This is a genomic window from Streptomyces sp. NBC_00669 (genome assembly GCF_036226785.1).
Taxonomy (GTDB): Bacteria; Actinomycetota; Actinomycetes; order Streptomycetales; family Streptomycetaceae; genus Actinacidiphila.
Window position 1 is genome coordinate 6,534,497 of sequence record NZ_CP109018.1, and the last position, 20,152, is coordinate 6,554,648.

Annotated in this window: 14 protein-coding genes; 7 read left to right on the forward strand and 7 right to left on the reverse strand. The window is 74.1% G+C overall.

Annotated elements, in window-relative coordinates:
• The first annotated feature begins 150 nt into the window (after window positions 1-150).
• Both OG896_RS27615 and OG896_RS27620 read left to right on the forward strand, forming a co-directional pair.
• Complete coding sequence (locus OG896_RS27615; RefSeq protein ID WP_329369637.1) at window positions 151-936, forward strand: carbohydrate ABC transporter permease; 786 nt, start codon at window positions 151-153, stop codon at window positions 934-936.
• A 7-nt stretch (window positions 937-943) separates the two neighbouring features.
• Complete coding sequence (locus OG896_RS27620; protein WP_329369639.1) at window positions 944-2,590, forward strand: beta-N-acetylhexosaminidase; 1,647 nt, start codon at window positions 944-946, stop codon at window positions 2,588-2,590.
• 108 nt (window positions 2,591-2,698) lie between these two features.
• Here OG896_RS27620 and dusB read toward each other — a convergent pair whose 3' ends face one another.
• A complete protein-coding gene (dusB, locus tag OG896_RS27625; protein ID WP_443057160.1) occupies window positions 2,699-3,934 on the reverse strand; it encodes a tRNA dihydrouridine synthase DusB in 1,236 nt (411 codons plus the stop codon).
• Between the two features lie 124 nt (window positions 3,935-4,058).
• Here dusB and OG896_RS27630 point away from each other — a divergent pair, with 124 nt between their 5' ends.
• Both OG896_RS27630 and OG896_RS27635 read left to right on the forward strand, forming a co-directional pair.
• Window positions 4,059-5,480 (forward strand): MFS transporter, encoded by a 1,422-nt coding sequence (locus tag OG896_RS27630; RefSeq protein WP_329369641.1) that lies wholly within the window; start codon window positions 4,059-4,061, stop codon window positions 5,478-5,480.
• Window positions 5,477-6,094, forward strand: a complete 618-nt coding sequence (locus tag OG896_RS27635) for a MarR family winged helix-turn-helix transcriptional regulator (protein ID WP_329369643.1) — start codon at window positions 5,477-5,479, stop codon at window positions 6,092-6,094. The genes OG896_RS27630 and OG896_RS27635 overlap by 4 nt, the downstream gene beginning before the upstream one ends.
• A 592-nt stretch (window positions 6,095-6,686) precedes the next feature.
• Here the strand turns inward: OG896_RS27635 and OG896_RS40485 are convergent.
• Entirely contained in the window at window positions 6,687-7,364 is a 678-nt protein-coding gene (locus OG896_RS40485; protein WP_443057161.1) for a MarR family winged helix-turn-helix transcriptional regulator, read from the reverse strand.
• A gap of 94 nt (window positions 7,365-7,458) precedes the next feature.
• Here OG896_RS40485 and OG896_RS27645 point away from each other — a divergent pair, with 94 nt between their 5' ends.
• A complete protein-coding gene (locus OG896_RS27645) occupies window positions 7,459-8,319 on the forward strand; it encodes a nitroreductase/quinone reductase family protein (RefSeq protein WP_329369645.1) in 861 nt (286 codons plus the stop codon).
• An 84-nt stretch (window positions 8,320-8,403) separates the two neighbouring features.
• Here OG896_RS27645 and OG896_RS27650 read toward each other — a convergent pair whose 3' ends face one another.
• Window positions 8,404-9,117 carry a DUF4230 domain-containing protein gene (locus OG896_RS27650; protein WP_328463792.1) on the reverse strand — a complete coding sequence of 238 codons (714 nt, stop codon included), beginning with the start codon at window positions 9,115-9,117 and terminating at the stop codon, window positions 8,404-8,406.
• A 254-nt stretch (window positions 9,118-9,371) separates the two neighbouring features.
• Between OG896_RS27650 and OG896_RS27655 the strand changes: the two genes are divergently transcribed.
• Both OG896_RS27655 and OG896_RS27660 read left to right on the forward strand, forming a co-directional pair.
• Entirely contained in the window at window positions 9,372-10,469 is a 1,098-nt protein-coding gene (locus OG896_RS27655) for a LacI family DNA-binding transcriptional regulator (RefSeq protein ID WP_329369648.1), read from the forward strand.
• Window positions 10,470-10,819: 350 nt separating this feature from the next.
• Window positions 10,820-12,247: an endo-1,4-beta-xylanase gene (locus tag OG896_RS27660; protein ID WP_329369649.1), complete on the forward strand. Its 1,428-nt coding sequence runs from the start codon at window positions 10,820-10,822 to the stop codon at window positions 12,245-12,247.
• A 144-nt stretch (window positions 12,248-12,391) separates the two neighbouring features.
• Here OG896_RS27660 and OG896_RS27665 read toward each other — a convergent pair whose 3' ends face one another.
• The 4 genes from OG896_RS27665 to OG896_RS27680 all read right to left on the reverse strand — a co-directional run bounded on the left by OG896_RS27665 (window position 12,392) and on the right by OG896_RS27680 (window position 20,152).
• Window positions 12,392-12,874, reverse strand: a complete 483-nt coding sequence (locus tag OG896_RS27665; RefSeq protein ID WP_329369650.1) for an OsmC family protein — start codon at window positions 12,872-12,874, stop codon at window positions 12,392-12,394.
• 82 nt (window positions 12,875-12,956) lie between these two features.
• Window positions 12,957-13,616 (reverse strand): SanA/YdcF family protein, encoded by a 660-nt coding sequence (locus OG896_RS27670; protein WP_329374324.1) that lies wholly within the window; start codon window positions 13,614-13,616, stop codon window positions 12,957-12,959.
• A gap of 368 nt (window positions 13,617-13,984) precedes the next feature.
• Complete coding sequence (locus OG896_RS27675) at window positions 13,985-15,916, reverse strand: hypothetical protein (RefSeq protein WP_329369651.1); 1,932 nt, start codon at window positions 15,914-15,916, stop codon at window positions 13,985-13,987.
• 438 nt (window positions 15,917-16,354) lie between these two features.
• Window positions 16,355-20,152: a DUF5682 family protein gene (locus OG896_RS27680; protein ID WP_329369652.1), complete on the reverse strand. Its 3,798-nt coding sequence runs from the start codon at window positions 20,150-20,152 to the stop codon at window positions 16,355-16,357.

A 20,152-nucleotide genomic window follows, 5' to 3' on the forward strand; every position in this document is an offset into this window, starting at 1 on the left:
TCGGCTTCTGCTTCGGCCGCTGCTTCCGCTGCTGCTTCCGCCTCGGCTTCTGCTGCCGCCTCTGCTTCTGCTTCCGCTGCCGTTTCCGCGCGCCGTCCTCGACGGCGCCGAGGGCGGCGAGGGCGCGTCGGCGCCAACCTCACCGCCGCGGTGTTCTGCGTCCTGTGGTTCTTCCCCGTCTACTGGATGATCAACACGGCGTTCAAACCGCGGTCCCAGGCCATGACCCCGACCCCGCGGTTCTTTCCCACCTCGCCCACGCCGGCGAACTTCGACGCCGCGATCAACCAGACCGCTTTCGCCCGGGACCTCAGGAACAGCCTCGTCGTGGTGGGCGGGACGGTGGCGCTCTCCGTCGTGCTGGGGATGTTCGCCGCTGCGGCCCTGACCCGGTTCCGGTTCCGCGGCCGGCGCACCATCATGGTCGCGATCCTGGCCGTCCAGATGCTGCCCGGCACCGCGCTGCTCATCCCGACCTTCATCGTCTTCAACAAGGCCGGGCTGCTGGGCACGTACACAGGTCTGATCCTGGCGTACCTGGCGCTGGTGCTGCCGTTCTCCATCTGGGTGATGCGCGGCTTCTTCGTCGCCATCCCGGTCGAGATCGAGGAAGCCGCGCGCATCGACGGCGCGAGCACCTGGCAGGTGCTCTCCCGCATCCTCTTCCCGCTGGTCGTCCCCGGCGTGATCGCCTCCGGAATCTTCGCCTTCATCGCCGCCTGGAACGACTACCTCATCGCGTTCACCTTCATGAAGGACCAGAGCCACTACACCCTGCCGGTCTGGCTCGCCTCGTTCTCCACCCCGCTGACCGGCACCGACTTCAGCGGTCAGATGGCCGGGTCGGTCGTCTTCTCGCTCCCCGTCGTCCTCTTCTTCATGATCATCCAGCGCAAACTTGTCTCCGGTGTGTCCGCCGGAGCCGTGAAAGGCTGACCTCCCGATGCTGCTGCCCCGCCCGGCCTCCGTGCACCGCCGTTCCGGAGCCTTCCCGCTGGACGAAGCCACCGGCCTCACCGCGCCGCCCGAGTTGCTGCCGACCGCGCACTGGCTGCTCGACGCGCTGCGGCGCCCGACCCGCCTCCCGCTTCCGCTGAACACCGACGCGCCCCGGCGGATCGCCCTCGAACTGGACGACGCCCTGGGCCCGGAGGAATACCGGCTCACCGTCGAGCCCGAGGGCATCCGGGTGGCGGGCGGCAGCCGCGCGGGCGTCTTCTACGGCGGCCAGACCCTGCTGCAACTCCTGCCGCCCGACGTGTACCGTGCCGCCGCCACCGGCCACGCGCCCCGGTGGAGCGTCCCCGCGGTCACCGTCGAGGACCGGCCGCGGTTCGCCTGGCGCGGTCTCCTGCTCGACGTCGCCCGGCACTTCATGCCCAAGCACGCGCTGCTGCGCCTGATCGACCTGCTCGCCCTGCACCGGCTGAACGTGCTGCATCTGCACCTCACCGACGACCAGGGCTGGCGGGTCGAGATCCGCCGCTACCCGCGGCTGACCGAGGTGGGCAGCTGGCGCGCGTCCTCCCCGCTGGGCGCCGCGGAGGACGCTCCGGACGACAACCGGCCGCACGGCGGCTACTACACCCAGGACGACATCCGCGAGATCGTCGCCTTCGCGGCGGACCGGCACATCAGCATCGTCCCCGAGATCGATGTGCCCGGGCACTCCCAGGCCGCGATCGCCGCGTACCCCGAACTGGGGGTGACCGACGCCCGGCTGGGGGTGCGCACCCGCTGGGGCGTCAACCCCCACCTGCTCAACGCCGAGGAGTCCACCGTCGCGTTCTACCGCCACGTGCTCGACGAGATCACCGAGCTGTTCCCGTCGCTCCACGTCGGCATCGGCGGTGACGAGTGCCCGAAGGAGCAGTGGCGGCAGGACGCGCGCACCCAGCAACTCATCGCGGAGCGCGGTCTGGCCGACGAGAAGGGGCTCCAGTCGTGGTTCACCACCCAGCTCGCCGACCACCTGGGGACCCTCGGCCGCCGGGTGCTGGTCTGGGACGAAGCGCTGGAAGGCCCGCTGCCCGACAGCGCCATGATCGCCTCCTGGCGGGGCACCGCCGGAGCCGTGACGGGCGCGCGCCGGGGCTTCGACGTGCTGTCCTGCCCTGACCACCTGGTCTACCTCGACTACCGCCAGTCCGAACAGGACGACGAACCGATCCCGTTCTCCATCCCGCTCACGCTGGAGGACGCCTACTCCTTCGACCCGGTCCCGGCGGCGCTCACCGCGGAGGAAGCGACCCGTGTCGTCGGCGGACAGGCCAATGTGTGGACCGAGCACATGGACTCGCCGCGCACCGTCGACTACTACGTCTTCCCCCGGCTGTGTGCCGTCGCGGAGGCGCTGTGGACCACCGGAGAGCGGGACTTCGGCGAGTTCCGGGTCCGCCTCCAGGCGCATCTCGCCCGGCTGGACGCGTTCGGGGTCGAGTACCGCAGGCCGGACGGGCCGCTGCCCTGGCAGACCCGCCCGGGGGTGCGAGGGAAGCCGTCCACCCGTGAGGAGTGGGACGCGCTGATCGACCGGCTCACGGCCGGGATCAGGACGGCGGCCCCGACATCGCCGCCGGCCCGCGCGTGAGGGTGGTGACCCGCACGCGACGGTGAAGGGCCGGCGTCGGCCGGGCGGCCCGCGCCAGCCTCCGGAGGTCGGTCAGCCTCCGGACGTGGGTCACCCTCCGGAGGCCGGTCAGCCTCCGGACGTCGCCGACTCCGCGTCCTCCGTCAGGGCCGCGCACTCGTAGGGGTCGTTCAGCCACCCGTCCGGCAGGACGACCCTCTTGCCGGGCGCGGTGCGCCCGCGCGGGCCGTCCGCGTGGGCCGGCCACGGCTGCGTCCGGTCCAGCGACCCGAGCAGGTCGGCCATCTCCGCCAGGGACGAGGCCATCGCGAGGGCGCGCCGGACGTCGGAGCCGACCGAGAACCCCTTGGTGTACCAGGGCACGTGCTTGCGGAAGTCGACCACACCGCGGGTCTCGTCGCCGAGCCACTGCCCGAGGAGTTCGGCGTGCCGCAGCATCACCGCGGCCACCGTGCCGAAGTCGGGCGTGGCGGGAGCGCCGCCGCCGGAGACGTCACCGCCGGAGCCGGCCGAGCCGCCGGAGCCGGCCGCACCCGAGCCGAGCGCGGCCACGAGGTCGCCGAACAGCCAGGGGCGCCCCAGGCACCCGCGCCCGACCACCACGCCGTCGCACCCGGTCTCCCGCATCATCCGCACCGCGTCGTCCGCGCACCAGATGTCGCCGTTGCCGAGTACGGGGATCTCGGGGACGTGTTCCTTGAGCCGGGCGATGGCGTCCCAGTCCGCGGTGCCGCCGTAGTGCTGCGCGGCGGTACGGCCGTGCAGCGCGACCGCCGTGACACCCTCCTCGACAGCGATCCGGCCGGCGTCGAGATAGGTGAGGTGGTCGTCGTCGATGCCCTTGCGCATCTTGATGGTCACCGGCAGGTCGCCCGCGCTGCCGACCGCCTCGCGCAGGATCGCCCGCAGCAGGTTCCGCTTGAAGGGCAGGGCCGAGCCGCCGCCCTTGCGGGTGACCTTCGGCACAGGGCAGCCGAAGTTGAGGTCGACGTGGTCGGCGAGGTCCTCGTCCACGATCATCCGCACCGCCTTGCCGACGGTCACCGGGTCCACGCCGTAGAGCTGGATGGAGCGCGGCGTCTCGGTGGCGTCGAAGTGGATGAGCTGCATGGTCTTGTCGTTGCGCTCGACCAGCGCCCGGGTGGTGATCATCTCGCTGACGAACAGCCCCTGGCCGCCGGAGAACTCCCGGCACAGCGTGCGGAAGGGCGCGTTGGTGATCCCGGCCATGGGCGCGAGCACGACCGGCGGCCACACGGTGTGCGGGCCGATCCGGAGCGCGCCGGGCGCGGGCGGGGCCGAGGTGCCCGTCGCGGGCGGGGCCAGGGTGGCGTCAGCGGTCATACGGCCATTGTCCCGTACCGGCGGAGGTGGTCGGGGAAAACGGTTGTACGACAGTAATGAATTTGGTTGTACAGTAGTAATGATTCTGTTTGTACAAGCGATGTGAGGGTGGGGACGCGACGGTATGCCCGAGAAGACCTATCGGCGCCGGATGCTGATCCTGGCGATCTGCTGCATGAGCCTGCTGATCGTCAGCCTGGACAACACGATCCTGAACGTCGCGCTGCCGTCGATGCAGCGCGACTTCCACGCCTCGCTCTCCGGCCTGCAGTGGACGATCGACGCGTACCTGGTGGTGATCGCGTCGCTGCTGCTGCTGTCCGGCTCCACCGCCGACCGGATCGGGCGCAAACGGGTCTTCCAGATCGGGCTGGTGGTGTTCACCCTCGGGTCGGCGCTGTGCAGTCTCGCCCCCGGCCTGGGCTGGCTGATCGCCTTCCGCATGCTCCAGGCGGTCGGCGGTTCGATGCTCAACCCCGTGGCGATGTCGATCATCACCAACACCTTCGACGATGCCAAGGAGCGCGCCAAGGCGATCGGCGTGTGGGGCGGCGTGGTCGGCATCAGCATGGCGGCCGGGCCGATCATCGGCGGTGCGCTGGTGGAGTCGGTCGGCTGGCGCTCGATCTTCTGGATCAACCTGCCGGTCGGCGTGGCCGCGCTGGCGCTGACCGCACGGTTCGTGCCGGAGTCGCGCGCGCCGCGCCCCCGCCGGATCGACCCGGTCGGCCAGGTGCTGGTGATCGCGCTGCTCGGCAGCCTCACCTACGGGATCATCGAGGGCACCGGCGCGGGCTGGGGCTCCCCGCTGATCGTCGGCTGCTTCGTGGTCGCCGCGGCCGCGATCGCCGCGCTGGCCCGGTACGAACGGCGCCGGTTCGACCCGCTGATCGACGTGCGCTTCTTCCGCAGCGTCCCGTTCAGCGGCGCCACCGTCATCGCGGTCTGCGGCTTCGCGGCGCTCGGCGGGTTCCTCTTCCTCAACACCCTCTACCTCCAGAACACCCGGGGCCTGTCCGCGCTCGGCGCCGGCCTCTACATGGTGCCGATGGCCGTGATGTGCCTGGTCTTCGCACCGCTGTCCGGACGGCTGGTCGGTGCCCGCGGGCCGCGGCTGCCGCTGGTGCTCGCCGGGATCACGATGACCGCCAGCGGCGTGCTCTTCGCCGGGTTCGACGCCGAGACGGACAACGTCAAGCTGTTCACCGCGTACGTCCTGTTCGGCATCGGCTTCGGCCTGATCAACGCGCCGATCACCAACACCGCCGTGTCCGGCATGCCCCGCGCCCAGTCCGGGGTGGCCGCCGCGGTCGCGTCCACCAGCCGCCAGGTCGGCCAGGCGCTCGGTGTCGCGGTCCTGGGCGCGGCACTCGCCGCGGGCCTGCACGCGGGAGCATGGTGGATCATCACCGGGTGCGGGGCCGCCGTGCTGCTGCTGGGTATCCTCACCACCGGCCGCTGGGCCCGCGGCACGGCGGAGCGTACGGCGTCGGAGCTGATGGCGCCCGAGTCGGAGAAGGACAAGGTGGCGGTGAGCACGTCATGACGACGGTGAATGTGGACGACGCGGGTGGGGGTTCGAGCGCGGGTCCGGGTAGGAGCGCGGGTCCGGGTCCGGGTACGGGTGCGGGCTCGGGTGCGGGCGCGGGCTCGGGTGAGGCCGCGGGCATCGCCACGGCCGAGATGTCGGCCGAGGCCGCGGACGCGGCCGAGCGGGTCTGGAACAACCTGCGGGCCCTCGTTCTGGAGCAGAACGAGCGCCGCAAGGAGACGGCCGAGGCGCTCGGCATGAGCTTCTTCCGGGTCAAGGCGCTGCGCCGGATCGCCGCGCGGTCGTACCGGATGAGCGACCTCGCCACCGAACTCGCCTCCGACCGCCCCTATCTCACCCTGGTGGTCGACGACTTGGAGGAGCGCGGCCTGGTCGAGCGGCACCAGCACCCCACCGACCGCCGCGCCAAGATCGTGTCCGCGACCGAGAAGGGACGGGCCGCCGCCGCCCGCGCCAACGCGATCCTCGGCAACGCCCCACCCGCGCTGGCCGCCCTGCCCGCGGACGACCTCGCCGCCCTCGACCGGATCGTCGCCGGACTCGTCGCCGCGGGCGCCCGAGCCCTCGCGGCCACCCGCGGCGACGGCGGAGTGGAGCCGGGGGAGTAGCCGCACCCGCGCTCCCGGGCCCGCGGGACTCTCAGTCCGGCGGGCGCGACGCCGTCGCGGGGGTGCTGGGGATGGGGTGATGGGGGTCGGTGGCGGGGTGGGCGACGCGTCGGCCTGGATGTCCATGGCGTCGTGGTCGGGGTTGGGCATGCGCCGGATCTTGAGCACCTTGACGCGGACGCCGTACCCGGTGATCACGTCTCCGGCTTGGACCAGGTGCCAGTCGGCATCGAACTCGTCCTGACACAGGCCGAGTTCGGCTTCGTGGGGGCCGGGCGGCGGTTTGACGGACCCGTTGGTGGAGATGCCGAAACCCACGCCGCGGCCGTGGGGGAGGGAGATGCCGCCCGTGCTGAGGATTCCGATGGTCTCCGGCACGGCCACGAGCCGCTGCCCGTCTGCCGCGACGAGCCCCACGGCTCCCACCGCGAACCACCGGGTGCGATGCATCCTGCCCCGCCCGTTCCTTCTTCTGCGCTGGCGTCTCCTCCTGCGTGGCCTGCTCACCCATGCGGTCCCCCCGGGACCGGTCTGCGCTGCCGACCCGAGTCCACGGCGCCGCGGCAGGGCTCCAAGGCCGCCTGACGCATGGTCAGTCGTCGGCGAGCGCCGACTCGTAGGTCTGCAACGTGGTGACGAACATGCGGCGTTCGGCGGGGGTGAGCGGGGTGAGCGCCTGTCGCCAGGCGGTGGCTCCGCGGGCCAGCCAGTTGCTGATGGCGGGGTGGTGGGCGGGGTCGATCGACACGACGGCGCGGCGGCGGTCGCCGGGGTCGGCGTCGCGCCGCAGGACGCCCTGCTTGGCGAGGTCGCTGACCATCAGGCTCACCGTCGCGGGGGCGACCTCCAACCGGGTGGCGAGGTCGTTCACCGACAACGGGCCGTCGAAGAGCAGGTAGGAGAAGAGCGAGAGGTGGCGGGGCGCGAGGGAGTAGCCGCTCAGCTCCTCCGGGAGCTTGATCCGCTTGGCCCGGCCGACCATGCGGGGCATCAGGCGCAGGAGGGTGCGGATGCCGTCGTCGACGGAGAGGCCGTCGGCGCCCACGTCCGCGGAGTCGCTGCTCGGACCGTCCGGGCCGACCGGGCCCCCGTCCGCCGTGCCGGCGCCTCCCGTGCCGGCGCTTGCCCTGTCGGTGCCTGGTGCGCCCGCGTCCCCCGCGCCCGCCTGCGCTGTACCGCCCGTGCGCGGCGCCGCGCCGCTCGGGTCCACCGCGCCCGCGCCCGCCCTGCCTGCGCCCGCGTCCGCGCGGCCGTCACCCGTGATTGACATGGCAGCCCGCCTCCCATAGCTTTGCCCTCAAAGATGCTTTGCTTGCAAAGCGAAGCATTTCCGTGGTCCGAGCGTATCGGAGAGGGGCATTCCCATGGCCGACTGGACCGAGCAGGTCATCACGGAGTTCCGGGCGAACGGCGGCCGGGTCGGCGGCATGTTCGCCGGCGCCGACCTGCTGCTGCTCACCACCCTCGGCGCGCGCAGCGGCCTGCGCCGCACCCACCCGATCGGCTACGCCAGGGACGGCGACGCCCTCCACGTGTTCGGCTCGAACGCGGGCGCCGACCGGCACCCCGGCTGGTACCACAACCTGCTCGCCCACCCCCAGGCGCAGGTCGAGATCGGCGACGGCGCCGACGGCGTGCGCACCCTGGCGGTCCGCGCGCGGCCGCTGGCCGGGGCGGAACGCGACCGCGCCTGGGCCCGGCAGGTCGCCGCGGTGCCCGCCTACGGGGAGTACGAGACCCGGACCGCGCGGACCATCCCCGTGGTGGCGCTGCACCCCCTGGACCTCACGGCGCCGGACGCCGACCGCAACCGCGCCATCGCCTACCAACTCCTCACCGTGCACACCGAGTTGCGCGGCCAACTCGCCGCCCTGCGGTACGGCGAGCCGGCCACCGCCGAACTCGCCGTGCACTGCCTGGCGTTCTGCGACGCGCTGGGCGCGCACCACGGCACCGAAGAGGCGGTGCTGCCCGCCTTCGACTCCGCCTTCCCCCACCTTGCCCCGGTGCTGGCCCGGTTGCGGGCCGAGCACCGCGAAGTGGGCCAGGAGCTGGCCGAGTTGCGCGCGATGGTGCGGGAGGGTGCCGGACCCGCGGCCGTACGGGCCCGGCTCGACGCCCTCGCCGCCGGCGCGGAGGCGCACTTCGCCTACGAGGAGCGGCACTTGCTGCCCGCCCTGCTGGGCGAGGAGGGCGCCCGGGGGTTCGGCGCCGGCTCGGAGTGAGCCGGACGGGCCCGCCGGTTCGCAGTTCGCCGGTTCGCGACCGCCGGTTCAGGACCTGCCGGACCCGGTGGACGTGCCCGACGCTCAGCTCGTCGGCGAGTGGGACGGGGAGGCGGAAGGGCTGGGCGTCGCCGGCGCCGTACCGAAGACCACGCTCACCTTGGTGAACCCCAGCGACGTCAGCATCCGCGTGAGCATGCTTCGGGTGTTGGTCTCGGCGCGCTGCGCCAACTCGCTCTGCTTGGCGGCGGTCTGGATCTTCGACGCGGCCAGCTCGTTGAGCTGCTGCATGTTGCCGGGGTTGCCGCTGAAGAAGTCGCCGATCCGGTCGAAGAGGCCGCGCTGCTGCGACACCACGTAGGAGTGCTTGGGGTCGAGCGAGGCGCGCTCCAGACCGGCGTGCGGCAGCCGGATCGCCGCGGTCCTGCGGTTGTCGGAGACCTGCACCGCGCCGGTGCCGACCTTTCCGAGGTCGACGTAGGCGTCCACGCTGCCGGCCCCCACGTACAGGGTGCGCTTGCCGCGGACGGCGTCGGGCAGGAACTTGGCGTCCTTGTCGAGGTCCACCACGACCTGGAAGTTGCCGCTGGCGCCCTCGAAGCGGTTCATGTCCTGGATCGACTTGAGCAGCACCGGGCCGCTGCGGTCGGTGGTCTTCTCCTCGAACGGGTTCGGGATTCCGGGCAGCAGATTCGCCCTCCCGAGCAGGAAGAACAGCAGTCCCAGCACGACCACGCCGATCACGATCCGTGCCCACCACGGTGTGGTGCGCACCACCTCGACCTGCTGCGTCTCCATGACACACCTCCTCTCGTCACCGGCTCGGCTACCCCCGGAACGTGCCGGCATGGCTGCGTTCCGTGGCCAACGCCCTTGGGGGGAAGGTGACTTGATCGTCGAGAAGCGGCGAGAGGGGGCGCCCCGGTCGCGAATAGGCGGACCCGATGGCGAATGTTTCGCGGGTGGATTCGAAGCTTACGGCCCCCGATGGGCTGAAGTGCGGGGTGGGCGGGGCGCTGCCCTCGGCCCCCGGGCGGGCTACGATCGCTGATATGAGTGCCACCAGCGTGCAACCGCCCCGTGACGACCAGCCGGAGACCCCCGGTGACGGCACCGCGACGCTTGCCGAGATCGCGCGGGCCGCGGGCGTGTCGGCTCCGACTGTTTCGAAGGTTCTCAACGGGCGGGGCGACGTCGCGCCGGCCACCCGCAGCCGGGTCGAGGAGCTGCTGCGCCGGCACGGCTACCAGCGGCGGCGCGGCAGCGTGCAGCCGGCCCCGCTGATCGACCTGGTCTTCCACGAGCTGGAGAGCTCCTGGGCGATGGAGGTGATCCGCGGGGTGGAGAACGTGGCCCGCCAGGAGAGCCTCAACGTGGTGCTGTCGGAGTCCGCCGGGCGGCTCAGCCCCGGCCAGACCTGGGTGGACGGTGTGCTGGCCCGCCGCCCGACCGGGGTGATCCTGGTGCTGTCCGACCTGGACCCGGCGCAGCGCGCCCAGCTCACCAGCCGCGACATCCCGTTCGTGGTGCTGGACCCGGCCGGCGACCCGGGCGAGGACGTGCCCGCGATCGGCGCCACCAACTGGCAGGGCGGCCTCGCCGCCACCCGCCACCTGCTGGAGCTGGGCCACCGCCGGATCGGCGTGATCGGCGGGCCCAGCGGCATGATGTGCAACCGGGCCAGGATCGACGGCTACCGCGCCGCCCTGGAGACCGCCGGCGTCGACTACGACCCGGACCTGGTGCGGTCCGGCGACTTCCACCACGAGGCCGGCTACACCGTGGGGCTTGAGCTGCTGCGCCGCCCCGACCGCCCCACCGCCGTCTTCACCGGCAACGACCTCCAGGCCCTGGGGCTCTACGAGGCCGCGCGCGAGCTGGGCCTGCGCATTCCGCAGGACCTGAGCGTGGTCGGCTTCGACGACCTGCCGCTGGCCCGCTGGATCAGCCCGCCGCTGACCACGGTCCGCCAGCCGCTGACGGAGATGGCCGAGGCCGCCGCCCGGCTGGTGCTGGACCTGAGCCGGGGCAAGCAGCCGAGCACCCTGCGGGTGGACCTGGCGACGCGGCTGGTCGAGCGGGCGAGCAGCGCGCCGCCGCGCGCCGACAGCGAGGACCGGGGTCCGGCGGGGGAACGGGCCGGGGAGTAGGCGGGGGAGTCGACGGCGGCGCGGCTCGGGGGCGGGGCGGTTCGACGGCGGGGCGGCTCGGGGGCGGGGTGCGGCCCGGCCCGCACCCCGCCCGCCGCCGAGCCGGGTACGGGGAGTGCACCGCGCGGTGACGGGCGCGCGTCAGCCCGCGTGTGGGAGCGCTCCCGCTACTCCCACCTGCGATGACCGTCGCGAGTGTTGACGCTCGACGGGGGCGGTCGTAAGGTCTGCGCACAGATCGGAATCGTCCCCGAAACTTTCGAACCGTGGGGAGCCGTACGGCGTGGCTGCGGCGGCTCCCGGGGACGCAGCAACCCTGTCCAACCCCACTTGGAGAGAGGTACCCCCCGATGTTCTCGAAGCGCACCCTGAGATCCGCCCTGGGCGGGTCCGGCGTCGCCATGATCGCCGTGACGGCCGCGCTGGTCGCCACCGCGATGCCGTCCGCCCATGCCGCGGACACCCCGCTGCGCACGCTCGCCGAGGCCAAGGGCATCTACATGGGCACCGCCCTGATGGCCAACGAACTGTCCGGCACGTCGGCGTCGATCGCGAGCACGCAGTTCGACGAGGTGACCCCCGGCAACGAGATGAAGTGGGACACCGTCGAGCCGACCCAGGGCACGTACAACTGGGGGCCCGGCGACCAGATCGTGAGCTTCGCGCAGCAGCACGACATGGAGGTGCGCGGCCACAACCTGGTCTGGCACAGCCAGTTGCCGAACTGGCTGACGTCCGGCAGCTTCACCAACGCGCAGGTGCACGACCTGATGATCAAGCACGTCACCGACGAGGTCACGCACTACAAGGGCAAGGTCGTCCACTGGGACGTGGTCAACGAGCCGTTCAACGAGGACGGCAGCTACCGCTCGGACATCTGGTACAACCAGATCGGCCAGTCCTACATCGCCGACGCCCTCACGGCCGCGCACGCCGCCGACCCGGCCGCCAAGCTCTACATCAACGACTACAACATCGAGGGCGAGAACGCCAAGAGCAACGCGATGTACGACCTGGTCAAGTCGCTGAAGCAGCAAGGCGTGCCGATCGACGGCGTCGGCTTCCAGGCGCACTTCATCCTCGGCCAGATCCCCTCGGACTTCGAGGCGAACCTGCAGCGCTTCGCCGACCTCGGCGTGGACGTGGCGGTCACCGAACTCGACGTGCGGATGAACACCCCGGCCAGCGCCGCCGACCTCCAGCAGCAGGCGGGCGACTACACCAAGGTGGTGGACGACTGCCTCGGCGTCTCGCGCTGCCAGGGCATCACGGTGTGGGGCTTCAACGACGCCACCTCATGGGTGCCGAGCACCTTCCCCGGGCAGGGCGCGGCCACCCCGTACGACGAGAACTACCAGCCCAAGCCGGCGTACTACGCGATCCAGACCGCGCTGGGCGGCAGCGGTACGACCACCCCGCCGACGACGCCCCCCACGACGCCGCCGACCACGCCCCCGGGCGGCGGGGCCTGCACGGTCTCCTACACCACCAACGAGTGGAGCACGGGTCTGACCGCGAACGTCACCGTGACCAGCGCGTCGGCGGTCAACGGCTGGACGGTCGCGCTGACCTACCCCGGCGGCAGCAGAACCGTCACCCAAGCGTGGAACGCCACGGTCACCCAGAGCGGCAGCACCGTGAGCGCCACGAACCTCTCCTACAACGGGGCCATCGCGGCCGGCGGCAACGCCACCTTCGGCTTCAACGCCGACTGGTCCGGCACCGACCCGAAACCCACCGCCGCCACCCTCAACGGCACCTCGTGCAGCATCAGTTGAGCTGACCCGCGGTTCCCCGCGCCCTTGCCCTCGGCTCGGTCCCTTCCACGGAAGGACGTTGCCCCGCAAGGGACGCGGGGAACCGCGCGACGAATCCACGTGCCGCCGGGATGGGAGCGGTGACGGGTGTGGTGGGGGTGACGGTCACCCTCCGCTGACGGTCACCGTTGCCTCGTGCCGGACCGGGAAGTTCACCGAGCTTGCGATGAAGCAGAGTTCGTGTGCGCGCTCGTGGAGTGCGAGCGCCTTCTCCGCCATGGCGGGATCGGCGACCTCGACCTCGGGGCGGAGTACGGCCTCGGTGAAGTGCCCGCCGCCGTCGGACGTTTCGGCCATGGTGCCGTCCGCGCGGTCGGTGTAGGCGGTGACCACGACGCCGTTGACCGCGCAGACATGGAGATACGCGAGCAGGTGGCACTGGGAGAGCGCCGCGAGCAGCATCTGCTCGGGGTTCCAGCGGTCGGCGTCGCCACGGAAGTGCGGATCGGCGGACCCGGCGATCACGGGTGTGCCGGGCGCGGTGACCTCGTGGGTGCGCCGGTAGGACCGGTACGAGTCCGTGCCCGTGCCGAGGTTGCCGGTCCAGACGAGCTCGGTCCGGTAGGTGTGCTGCCGGGCGGACGGCATGGGGTGCTCCCTCGGGTCGGTGGCGGCCACCAGGGGCCGTAACGGTCATTTTATCGGTGGGCTCCCTACCACCGCGCGGGGCTCACCGGTCGGCGGGAACCGCGGGTATGTGCGGTCCCGGCGGGGCGGCCAGCGCGCGGGCCACCCCGGGCTCCTGGCGCCCGAGGAACTTCGGGCTCGGCTTGATCGCGATGTCGAGCGCGGCCTTGTCCGCGGCCAGCAGCTCCCGGGTCCCGCTGGCGTACCACGTGGCGTCGTGCTTCTCGTCGACGCCGACGCCGTACGCGTCGATCCCCGCGGCCTTGCACAGCGCGAGCGCCCGGTCGATGTGGAAGCTCTGGCTGACCAGCACCGCGTGGTCCACGCCGAAGATCCGCTTGGCCCGGTCGCAGGAGTCCCAGGTGTCGAACCCGGCGTAGTCCAGCACCACTTGGGAGCTGGGCACGCCGTGCGCGACCAGGTAGGTACGCATCGCGCCCGGTTCGTTGTACGACGTACGGCTGTTGTCGCCGGTGGCGAGGATCACCTGGACCTTGCCGGCCGCGTACAGCCGGATCGCCGCGTCGAGACGGTGCGCGAGGTACGCCGACGGGGTGCCGTGGACCAGCCCGGCGCCGAAGACCACGGCCACGGGCTCGCTCGGCACGTCCTGCTCGGAGCGCACCCGGCTGTCCTGGGTGAGCCGCAGCCAGGTCGGCGGCAGCAGCGCGAGCACGCACAGCGCCACCGCCCAGCGCAGCAGCCGGCGTTGGGCGTGGCGGGTGCGCGGGAGGTGTGGGAGTCGGGGGCGGAAGCGGCGCGCCGGGCGAGCACTGTCCGGGGTGGCCGGGGTCGGCGCGGGAGCGGGCGAGCCGTCCGGGGTGGCCGAGGTGGCCGGGGCCTGGGCCGTCCGCGGGCTCGCCGATGTGCCCGGGTCGTCCGGTGCCTGCGACGTACGCGACGCGCTCGGTGCCTGCGACGTCCGCGGGCGGAGCGGGCCGATCCGAGCGGTGCGGGTGGTCCGGATGGTGCCGGCCGCCCGGGCGCGCAGTCGTCTGGTCCGGTCACGCATCGGTGCCCCCTCGCTCGTGGGGCGCGCTGCCGCGCCCGTCAGTCACGCAAGATCTCCCCCTACGCGCTGATTGACGTGTTCCCGGCCCACGCGGTTGCGGTGAACTCGCGGGCCGCGGCCCCTGTGTACAGCGCCGCGGCCAGCCAGGCGGTGGCGAAGGCGTCCGGGTCGGCGGGCAGCATCGCGCCCAGCGGGTCCGGACGGCGGGCCCGGGTCGCGGCGGCGAGGGAGCGCGCGCACGCGGCGGCCGTCGGCAGCCCCGCGGCCACCAGCCGGCCCGGCAGTTCGGGGTCGACCGCGGCGGCGGCCAGCGCACGGCCGCCTGCCACGGTGCGGGCCACCGCCCGGCTCAGCAGCTCCCACTCCACCGGTGGGGGAGCGAGCGGCGGTATCGATGGCAGGTGCCCGGCACCGGCCGACCCGTCCGCGCGGCCGGGCGCGGAACCTGGCACGGAAGCGGAACCTGGCACGGAAACGGGAGGAGGGGCGCCGGGCGGAAGGCGGTCGAGCCCCAGGTCGTAGCGCGCACCGCCGTCGGTCGTCAGCGCCAGCGCGGCCACTCCCGACGGCCGGTCGGGGGTCAGCCGGCCGATCAGCCGGACCCGTCCGCCCGGGCGTTCGGCGAGCCGTCGCAGGTTGCCGGAGTACGCCAACTCCGGTCTCTCGTCGGGGGCGTGGAGCAGCACCGGCGGGCCGCCGTCCGGCACGAGCGCGGCGTGCCCGCCCCGGCCGACCACGGTCCCTTCGAGGAAGAGCAGGTCGGCGCCGGCGGGTCTGCGGTCGGCGTCGGTGCCCTGGTGCGCGAGTGCGGCCGCGACCTGTTCCGCGGGCGGCCGGTGCCACAGCGCGTCGAGCGGGTCGGCGGACCAGTCCGCGCCGGACGCCGTGACCGTACGCAGCCCCGTGCCGCCGCCGATCCGGCCGTCCTCGGTGAGGGTCGCCCCGGTGGCGATCAGGCCCGCGCCGCGGCCGAGTTCGCGCAGGGTGAGGGCGGCGCCGCCGGGCAGCGGGGCGCTCGCGGCCGACCGGGCCCGCTCGGGCGGCCCGGGGGCGATGACGGCGAAGGTGCGCAGCCCGCCACCCGGGTCGACGGCGTACGTCCGCGCGCCCGCGTAACCCGACGCGGTCGCCACCGGTTCGGTGAACAGGCCGTACAGCCGCAGTGATCCGCTCGGGCGGTACGTCCGGCGGGCCTCGCCCGCGGCCCGGTGCGCGGCGGCGCGGGCCGCGGGGTCGGCCGGGTCGGCGGCGCGTATCACGCGGGTCAGGTCGAGCAGTTCGGCCAGGTCGTCCACCAACTCGGCTAGCCGGAAGGACGGTTCGGCGCCACGGGCTTCGGTGAGGCGGCGGGCGACGCGGACCGCGGCCGAGGAGGGCCGGTGCAGTCCGACGAGCCTGGCGGCCTGCGCGGCATGCAGCAGCCTCGTACGCGGCAGCGTGGAGGCGACGGCGCCCTCGCGGAGGACGGCGACCCCGGCCGCCCACAACGCCTGCGCGGCCTGCTCCGCCGCGGGGCCCAACGGGTCCGGCCGCGCCGACGGCTCCGCCCCGCCCTCTTCCCTCCGCCCGGCTCCCTCCGCGGGCGGCGCTTGCGGCTCCTCCACTTCCTCCGCTTCCTCCGCCAGGGGCGCCGCCGCGAGCACCGCCGCCCGGTGCAGGCACGCCGGGGCGAGCAGGCAGTCGCAGGTCACGGCGGCCGCGCTCGCCACGGTGCCGTCTTCGGTGAGAGCGAGCACGACCGTGGTGTCCGCGTCCACCGCCACCCGCGCGGCGCCCTCCACCCGGGTCACCGGCCACCCGGCCGCCTTCGCCACCGCGCCGTCGAGCCGCTTGCGCAGCCGCGCGGGCAGATCCGCCAGTGCCTGCGCCGCGGCACCCGCCGCGACCGGCGGGAGTCCTCCCTCTGCCCCTGTCCCCGTCTCCATCCCCGCACCCTTCACCCGCACCGTCCCCAGCGCCCCGTCGTACGCCCCGAACTCATCCTGCCCCACGGGTCTGACAACGGGTCCGACAGCGCCCGCGCCCACGGGCTGCGCCGGTCCTCCGCCCGTGGGCACCCCCCGTTCCATCGGCTCCCGGACCACGGTGACGGGTGGCCCGCACGGTTCTCCGCGCCCCTGGGTCTGTGCGGGTCTTTTCGTGGTGGCCCCGCCGCGCCGCGGGGGTTGCGGTCAGGTCGCGGGTGCGGCGTCGTCGTGGTTGGTCGCGCAGTTCCCCGCGCCCCTGGGGATGCGCGGGTTCTTCCGTGCTGGCCCGCCGCGTCGTGGATGGCGTTCACTGATGAGGGGCGCGGGGAACTGCGCGACAAGCCGTCCACCGGCGGGTGGTCCGGCGACTCGGCTGTCCGGGCTGGGCCTGCGGGCCCCCGGCTGCGCGCCCCCCGGTCCGTGGAAGGGGGCACCCCCCAAGGGCCGGCGAGCCGGGGGGAGTCAGGGGCGGCGGACCTGTTCGCCGATCCAGGACGCCAGTTGGAGGGGCCCGAGAGCGGCGACGGGCATACCCGCGCTGACGAGCTGCCCGGCCACGCCAGTGGAATAGCGGGGCCGCCCCGAATCGTCGAGCGAGGCACAACCGAGGACGCGGCAACCGGAGTCGACCAGGGCCCGCACCTCCGCCAGGAGCGGTCCGAGCGCGTCGCCCTCCTCGAAGTCGCTGATGAGTACGACGAGCGTGCGGGAGGGCACCGTGACGAGGGTGCGGGCGTGGCGCAGCCCGCGGGCGATGGAGGTGCCGCCGCCGACCCGCACTTCGAGCAGGAGTGACAGCGGGTCGGACACCTGGTCGGTGAGGTCCAGGACTTCCGTGGAGAAGGCCACGAAGTGCGTGGTGAGCGCGGGCACCCCGGCGAGCACGGCCGCGGTGAGCGCGGCCCAGACCGTGGAGGACTCCATCGACCCGGACACGTCGACGACCAGGACGATCCGCCAGTCCGCCGAAGCGCGGGCGCGGGTGCGGAAGACCGGCCGTTCGGGCCGTACGGTGACCGCGCCGGTGACCGGATCGCGTTCGGCCGTCGCGAGGTTGGCGCGCAGCGTACGGGCCAGGTCCAGCGGGCCGCCCGGGCGGCGGGTGGGCCGCGGGTGGGTCAGGCCGACCAACGCCGGCCGCATCCGGACCGCGAGTTCGCGGGTCAGCTCGCCGACGATACGGGCCACGAGCGGCCGCAGCCGGGAGAGTTGGCCCTCGGGCAGGCCGCCCGCGTAGGAGAGCACGGTACGCAGCAGGTCCACCGAGGGGCGTGCCGACCGCGGGTCGATGGCGAGCGCGGCGTCCAGCCGGCCCGCCGATGCCGCCGCCGACAGCACCTCCTCCCGCACGTCCGCGCCGAACAGTTCCGCCAACTCCTCGCCCCACGCGCGCACATCCGGATACGGCGGGCCCTGGCCCCCTCCGCTGCCCGCCGCGCCGGGCACGCTCGCCGCGCCCTCGCCGCGCCCTGAGCCGTACAACTCGTCGAGCGCGGTGGCGATCCGCCCGGCCCGGCCGCCGCGCCCGCCGCCGTCCTCGACCTGCCCGAGCAGCAACTGCCAGCGGACGTCCGAGGTGATGCCGTCGGGTGCGGGTACGGGTGCGGGTTCCTGCGGCTCGGGCCGCGGGGAGGCGGGTGCCTCGGCCGCGTCCGCCGTGGCAGGCTCCGGCCCGGCGGGGTTCGCCGTCGGCTCGGCGCTCTCCGTCGTGAGGAGCGTCAACAACCCGCGCGCCGCGAGCACTTCGCGACCGGCGACGTCCGCCGACGTGTGGCGGGCGAGCGTGTGCGGGTCGGTCGCGGTGGCCCCCCGGGACGCGGCCGGCGCGGACGGGTGGGCGCGGACCGTGGCGAGCAGGCGGGCGCGGGCGGCGGGAGAGAGGGCGCCGAAGCCGTGTCGCAGGGCCGGCAACCGGGTGAGGAAGGCGCGGTCGGGCAGTGCCGCGACGAGTTCGGTGACCGGGGCGAGCAGCGGGCCCGATTCGAGGAGCGGCCCGGCCGCGGTGAGCGCACCCGCGAGGAACGCGCCCAGGTCGGCTCGGAGTTCGGGACCGGTCGCGCCGTACGCACGACCGGCCAGCGCCGTACCGAAGGCCGCGGGCGGGAGGTCGTCGAGCAGCACCCGGGTCGCGGCCGCGGCGCCCTTGATCAGCGGGGTGCCGTCGGCGGCCAGCCGGATCAGGGCGTCGCGGACCCGTAGCCCCGGCGGGCCGCCGCGGGTGGCGAGTTCGGCCAGCGCGCGGGCGTCGGCGGGGTCGTCGGAACCCGCCAGCCCGTCCAGCGCGCGAACGCCCGCCGCGGTGAGTCCGGCGAGCGCGGCGGCGACCCGCGCGGCCTCCCAATCCGCGGGCAGGCCGGGCAGCAGCCCGGCCGAGATCCGGTCGAGCAGCCGCATCGCGGAAAGGAGTTCGGGCAGCGTCCCGGCGGCCGGCAGCACATCGGCGGTCTCGGCGAGCCGGTCCGCCGCCGCGTCCGGCAGCCCGCACAGCGCCGACTCCTCGAAACCGGCCAGCACTTCGGCCGCCGTGGGGCCGCCGCGCCGCCGCTCGGCCAGCGCCCGCTGCCGCAGCAGACCGGCGGCGGCCTGCGCCAGGTCGGTGCCGTGGGCGGCCACGGCGTCCAGCATGGCGGCGGTCGCCGGGGTCCAGCCGACCGCCCAGCGGACACCGATGCCCGCGCTCGCGCCGGTGTCGCCGTCGGGCGCGGCGGCCCCCGGCGATCCGGTCGGTCCGGACGCGCCCGGCGTTCCGAATGGCGTGCCCCCGCCGGGTACGACCTCGCCGTACGGCACCCGGCACACCGCCAGCCGGCGCAGCGCCAACTCCCGCCTGCGGTCGAGCGGTGAGCGGTGCGGGTCGAGCCGCACCTCGCGCCGGTCCGGCGCATCCGGTGCGGGCAGCCGCAGTTCGGAGAGGAGCGCCTCGACGGCCGGGCCGAGCCCGGAGCGCGGGGTGCCGGGCGCGAGCCGCCCGTGCCGGGTGCCGACCAGCACGGACTCCAGTGCCTGCGCCACCACTCGTCCCCGGCCGAGCAGTTGGCCCTGCGCGAGAACCGTCTGCGCCGCCTCCAGCAACTCCGCACGCCCCGCGGCCGGCCGACCCCGCAGGGTCGCCAGGTCGCGGGCGTGGCGCACCACTTCGCGGGCATCCGGCGGCCCGCACGGATGGCCCGCGGCGCGTACGGCGACGCAGATCCGTACCGCCGTCGCCACCAGCAACGCGTCCAGCCGCTCCGCGTCCCCGGCCGCCTCCACGACACCCTGCTGCCACTCCGGGTCGCGGACTCCGGCGGGGTAGCCGGACCGCTCGTCCAGCAGCGCGAAGGTGTAGGGGACGAGCGAGGTGGTGACATCGCCGGTCGCCGCGGGCGGTTCGGCCGCCACACCCGGTTCGGCCGCAGCAGGCGGTTCGGTCCCGCCGCCCGGTTCGGCGCCGGCCTCGGCGTCCGGCGCGTGCCGTGCCGCGCCCGGCAGCAGGGCCGGGGCGTGGAACGCGCCCACCAGCGCGACCGGCCGTACGGCGCCGCGCTCGGCCATCACGCGCCGCATGTGGGCCTCGCGGCGCAGGTCGTGGGGGTCGAGCCGGTCCTCCGTTGCGGCGTCGCGGCGGAGCGCCCAGCCGACCATGAGGGCGGCGCGGCGCAGCGACTCGGGCGCGCCGCCCGGAGCCGCGGACTCGACCAGGCGGTCCCAGAGGTCGTCCTCGGCGCGGCCCCCGGCACGCTCCCGCAACGCGTCCGCGAGGCCGCGCCGCACGGGTGGGTGAAGGGTGCCCGCGCCGCCCCCTCCGCGGCGCGGGCCGTCTGTTTCGGGCGCCCCGACCGGCAGGTCGAACGCCACCACCGGCACCCCGGCCGCCCGCGCCCAGCGCAGCGCGGCGAGTTCCGGCGAGAACTCCGCGAACGGCAGGAACACCAGCCCGCGCGGACCGTGCCCCGCCAGCGCCACCGGCGGCAGCACATCGGGGTCGGCCAGGTGCGGCAGCCAGGTCCCGAAGTCCGCGGGCAGCTCCACGAACAGCACGTCGGGCGCCGCCGCGGCCAGCAGCTCCGGTACGGCGGCGGCCAGCGCGGGCGAGTGGTGGCGTACCCCGATCAGGTACGGCTCCCGGCAGCCCGCCAGCTCTCCCAACTCCGCCTCGAAAAAGTCGTGTTCGAAGCGGCCGGACCCGCCGAACCCGCCGAACCCGTCGGACCCTCGGGACCCGCCGAACCCGTCGACCTGGTCGGCCGGTTCGGCCCTGCCAGCCCGTTCGGGTGCCAT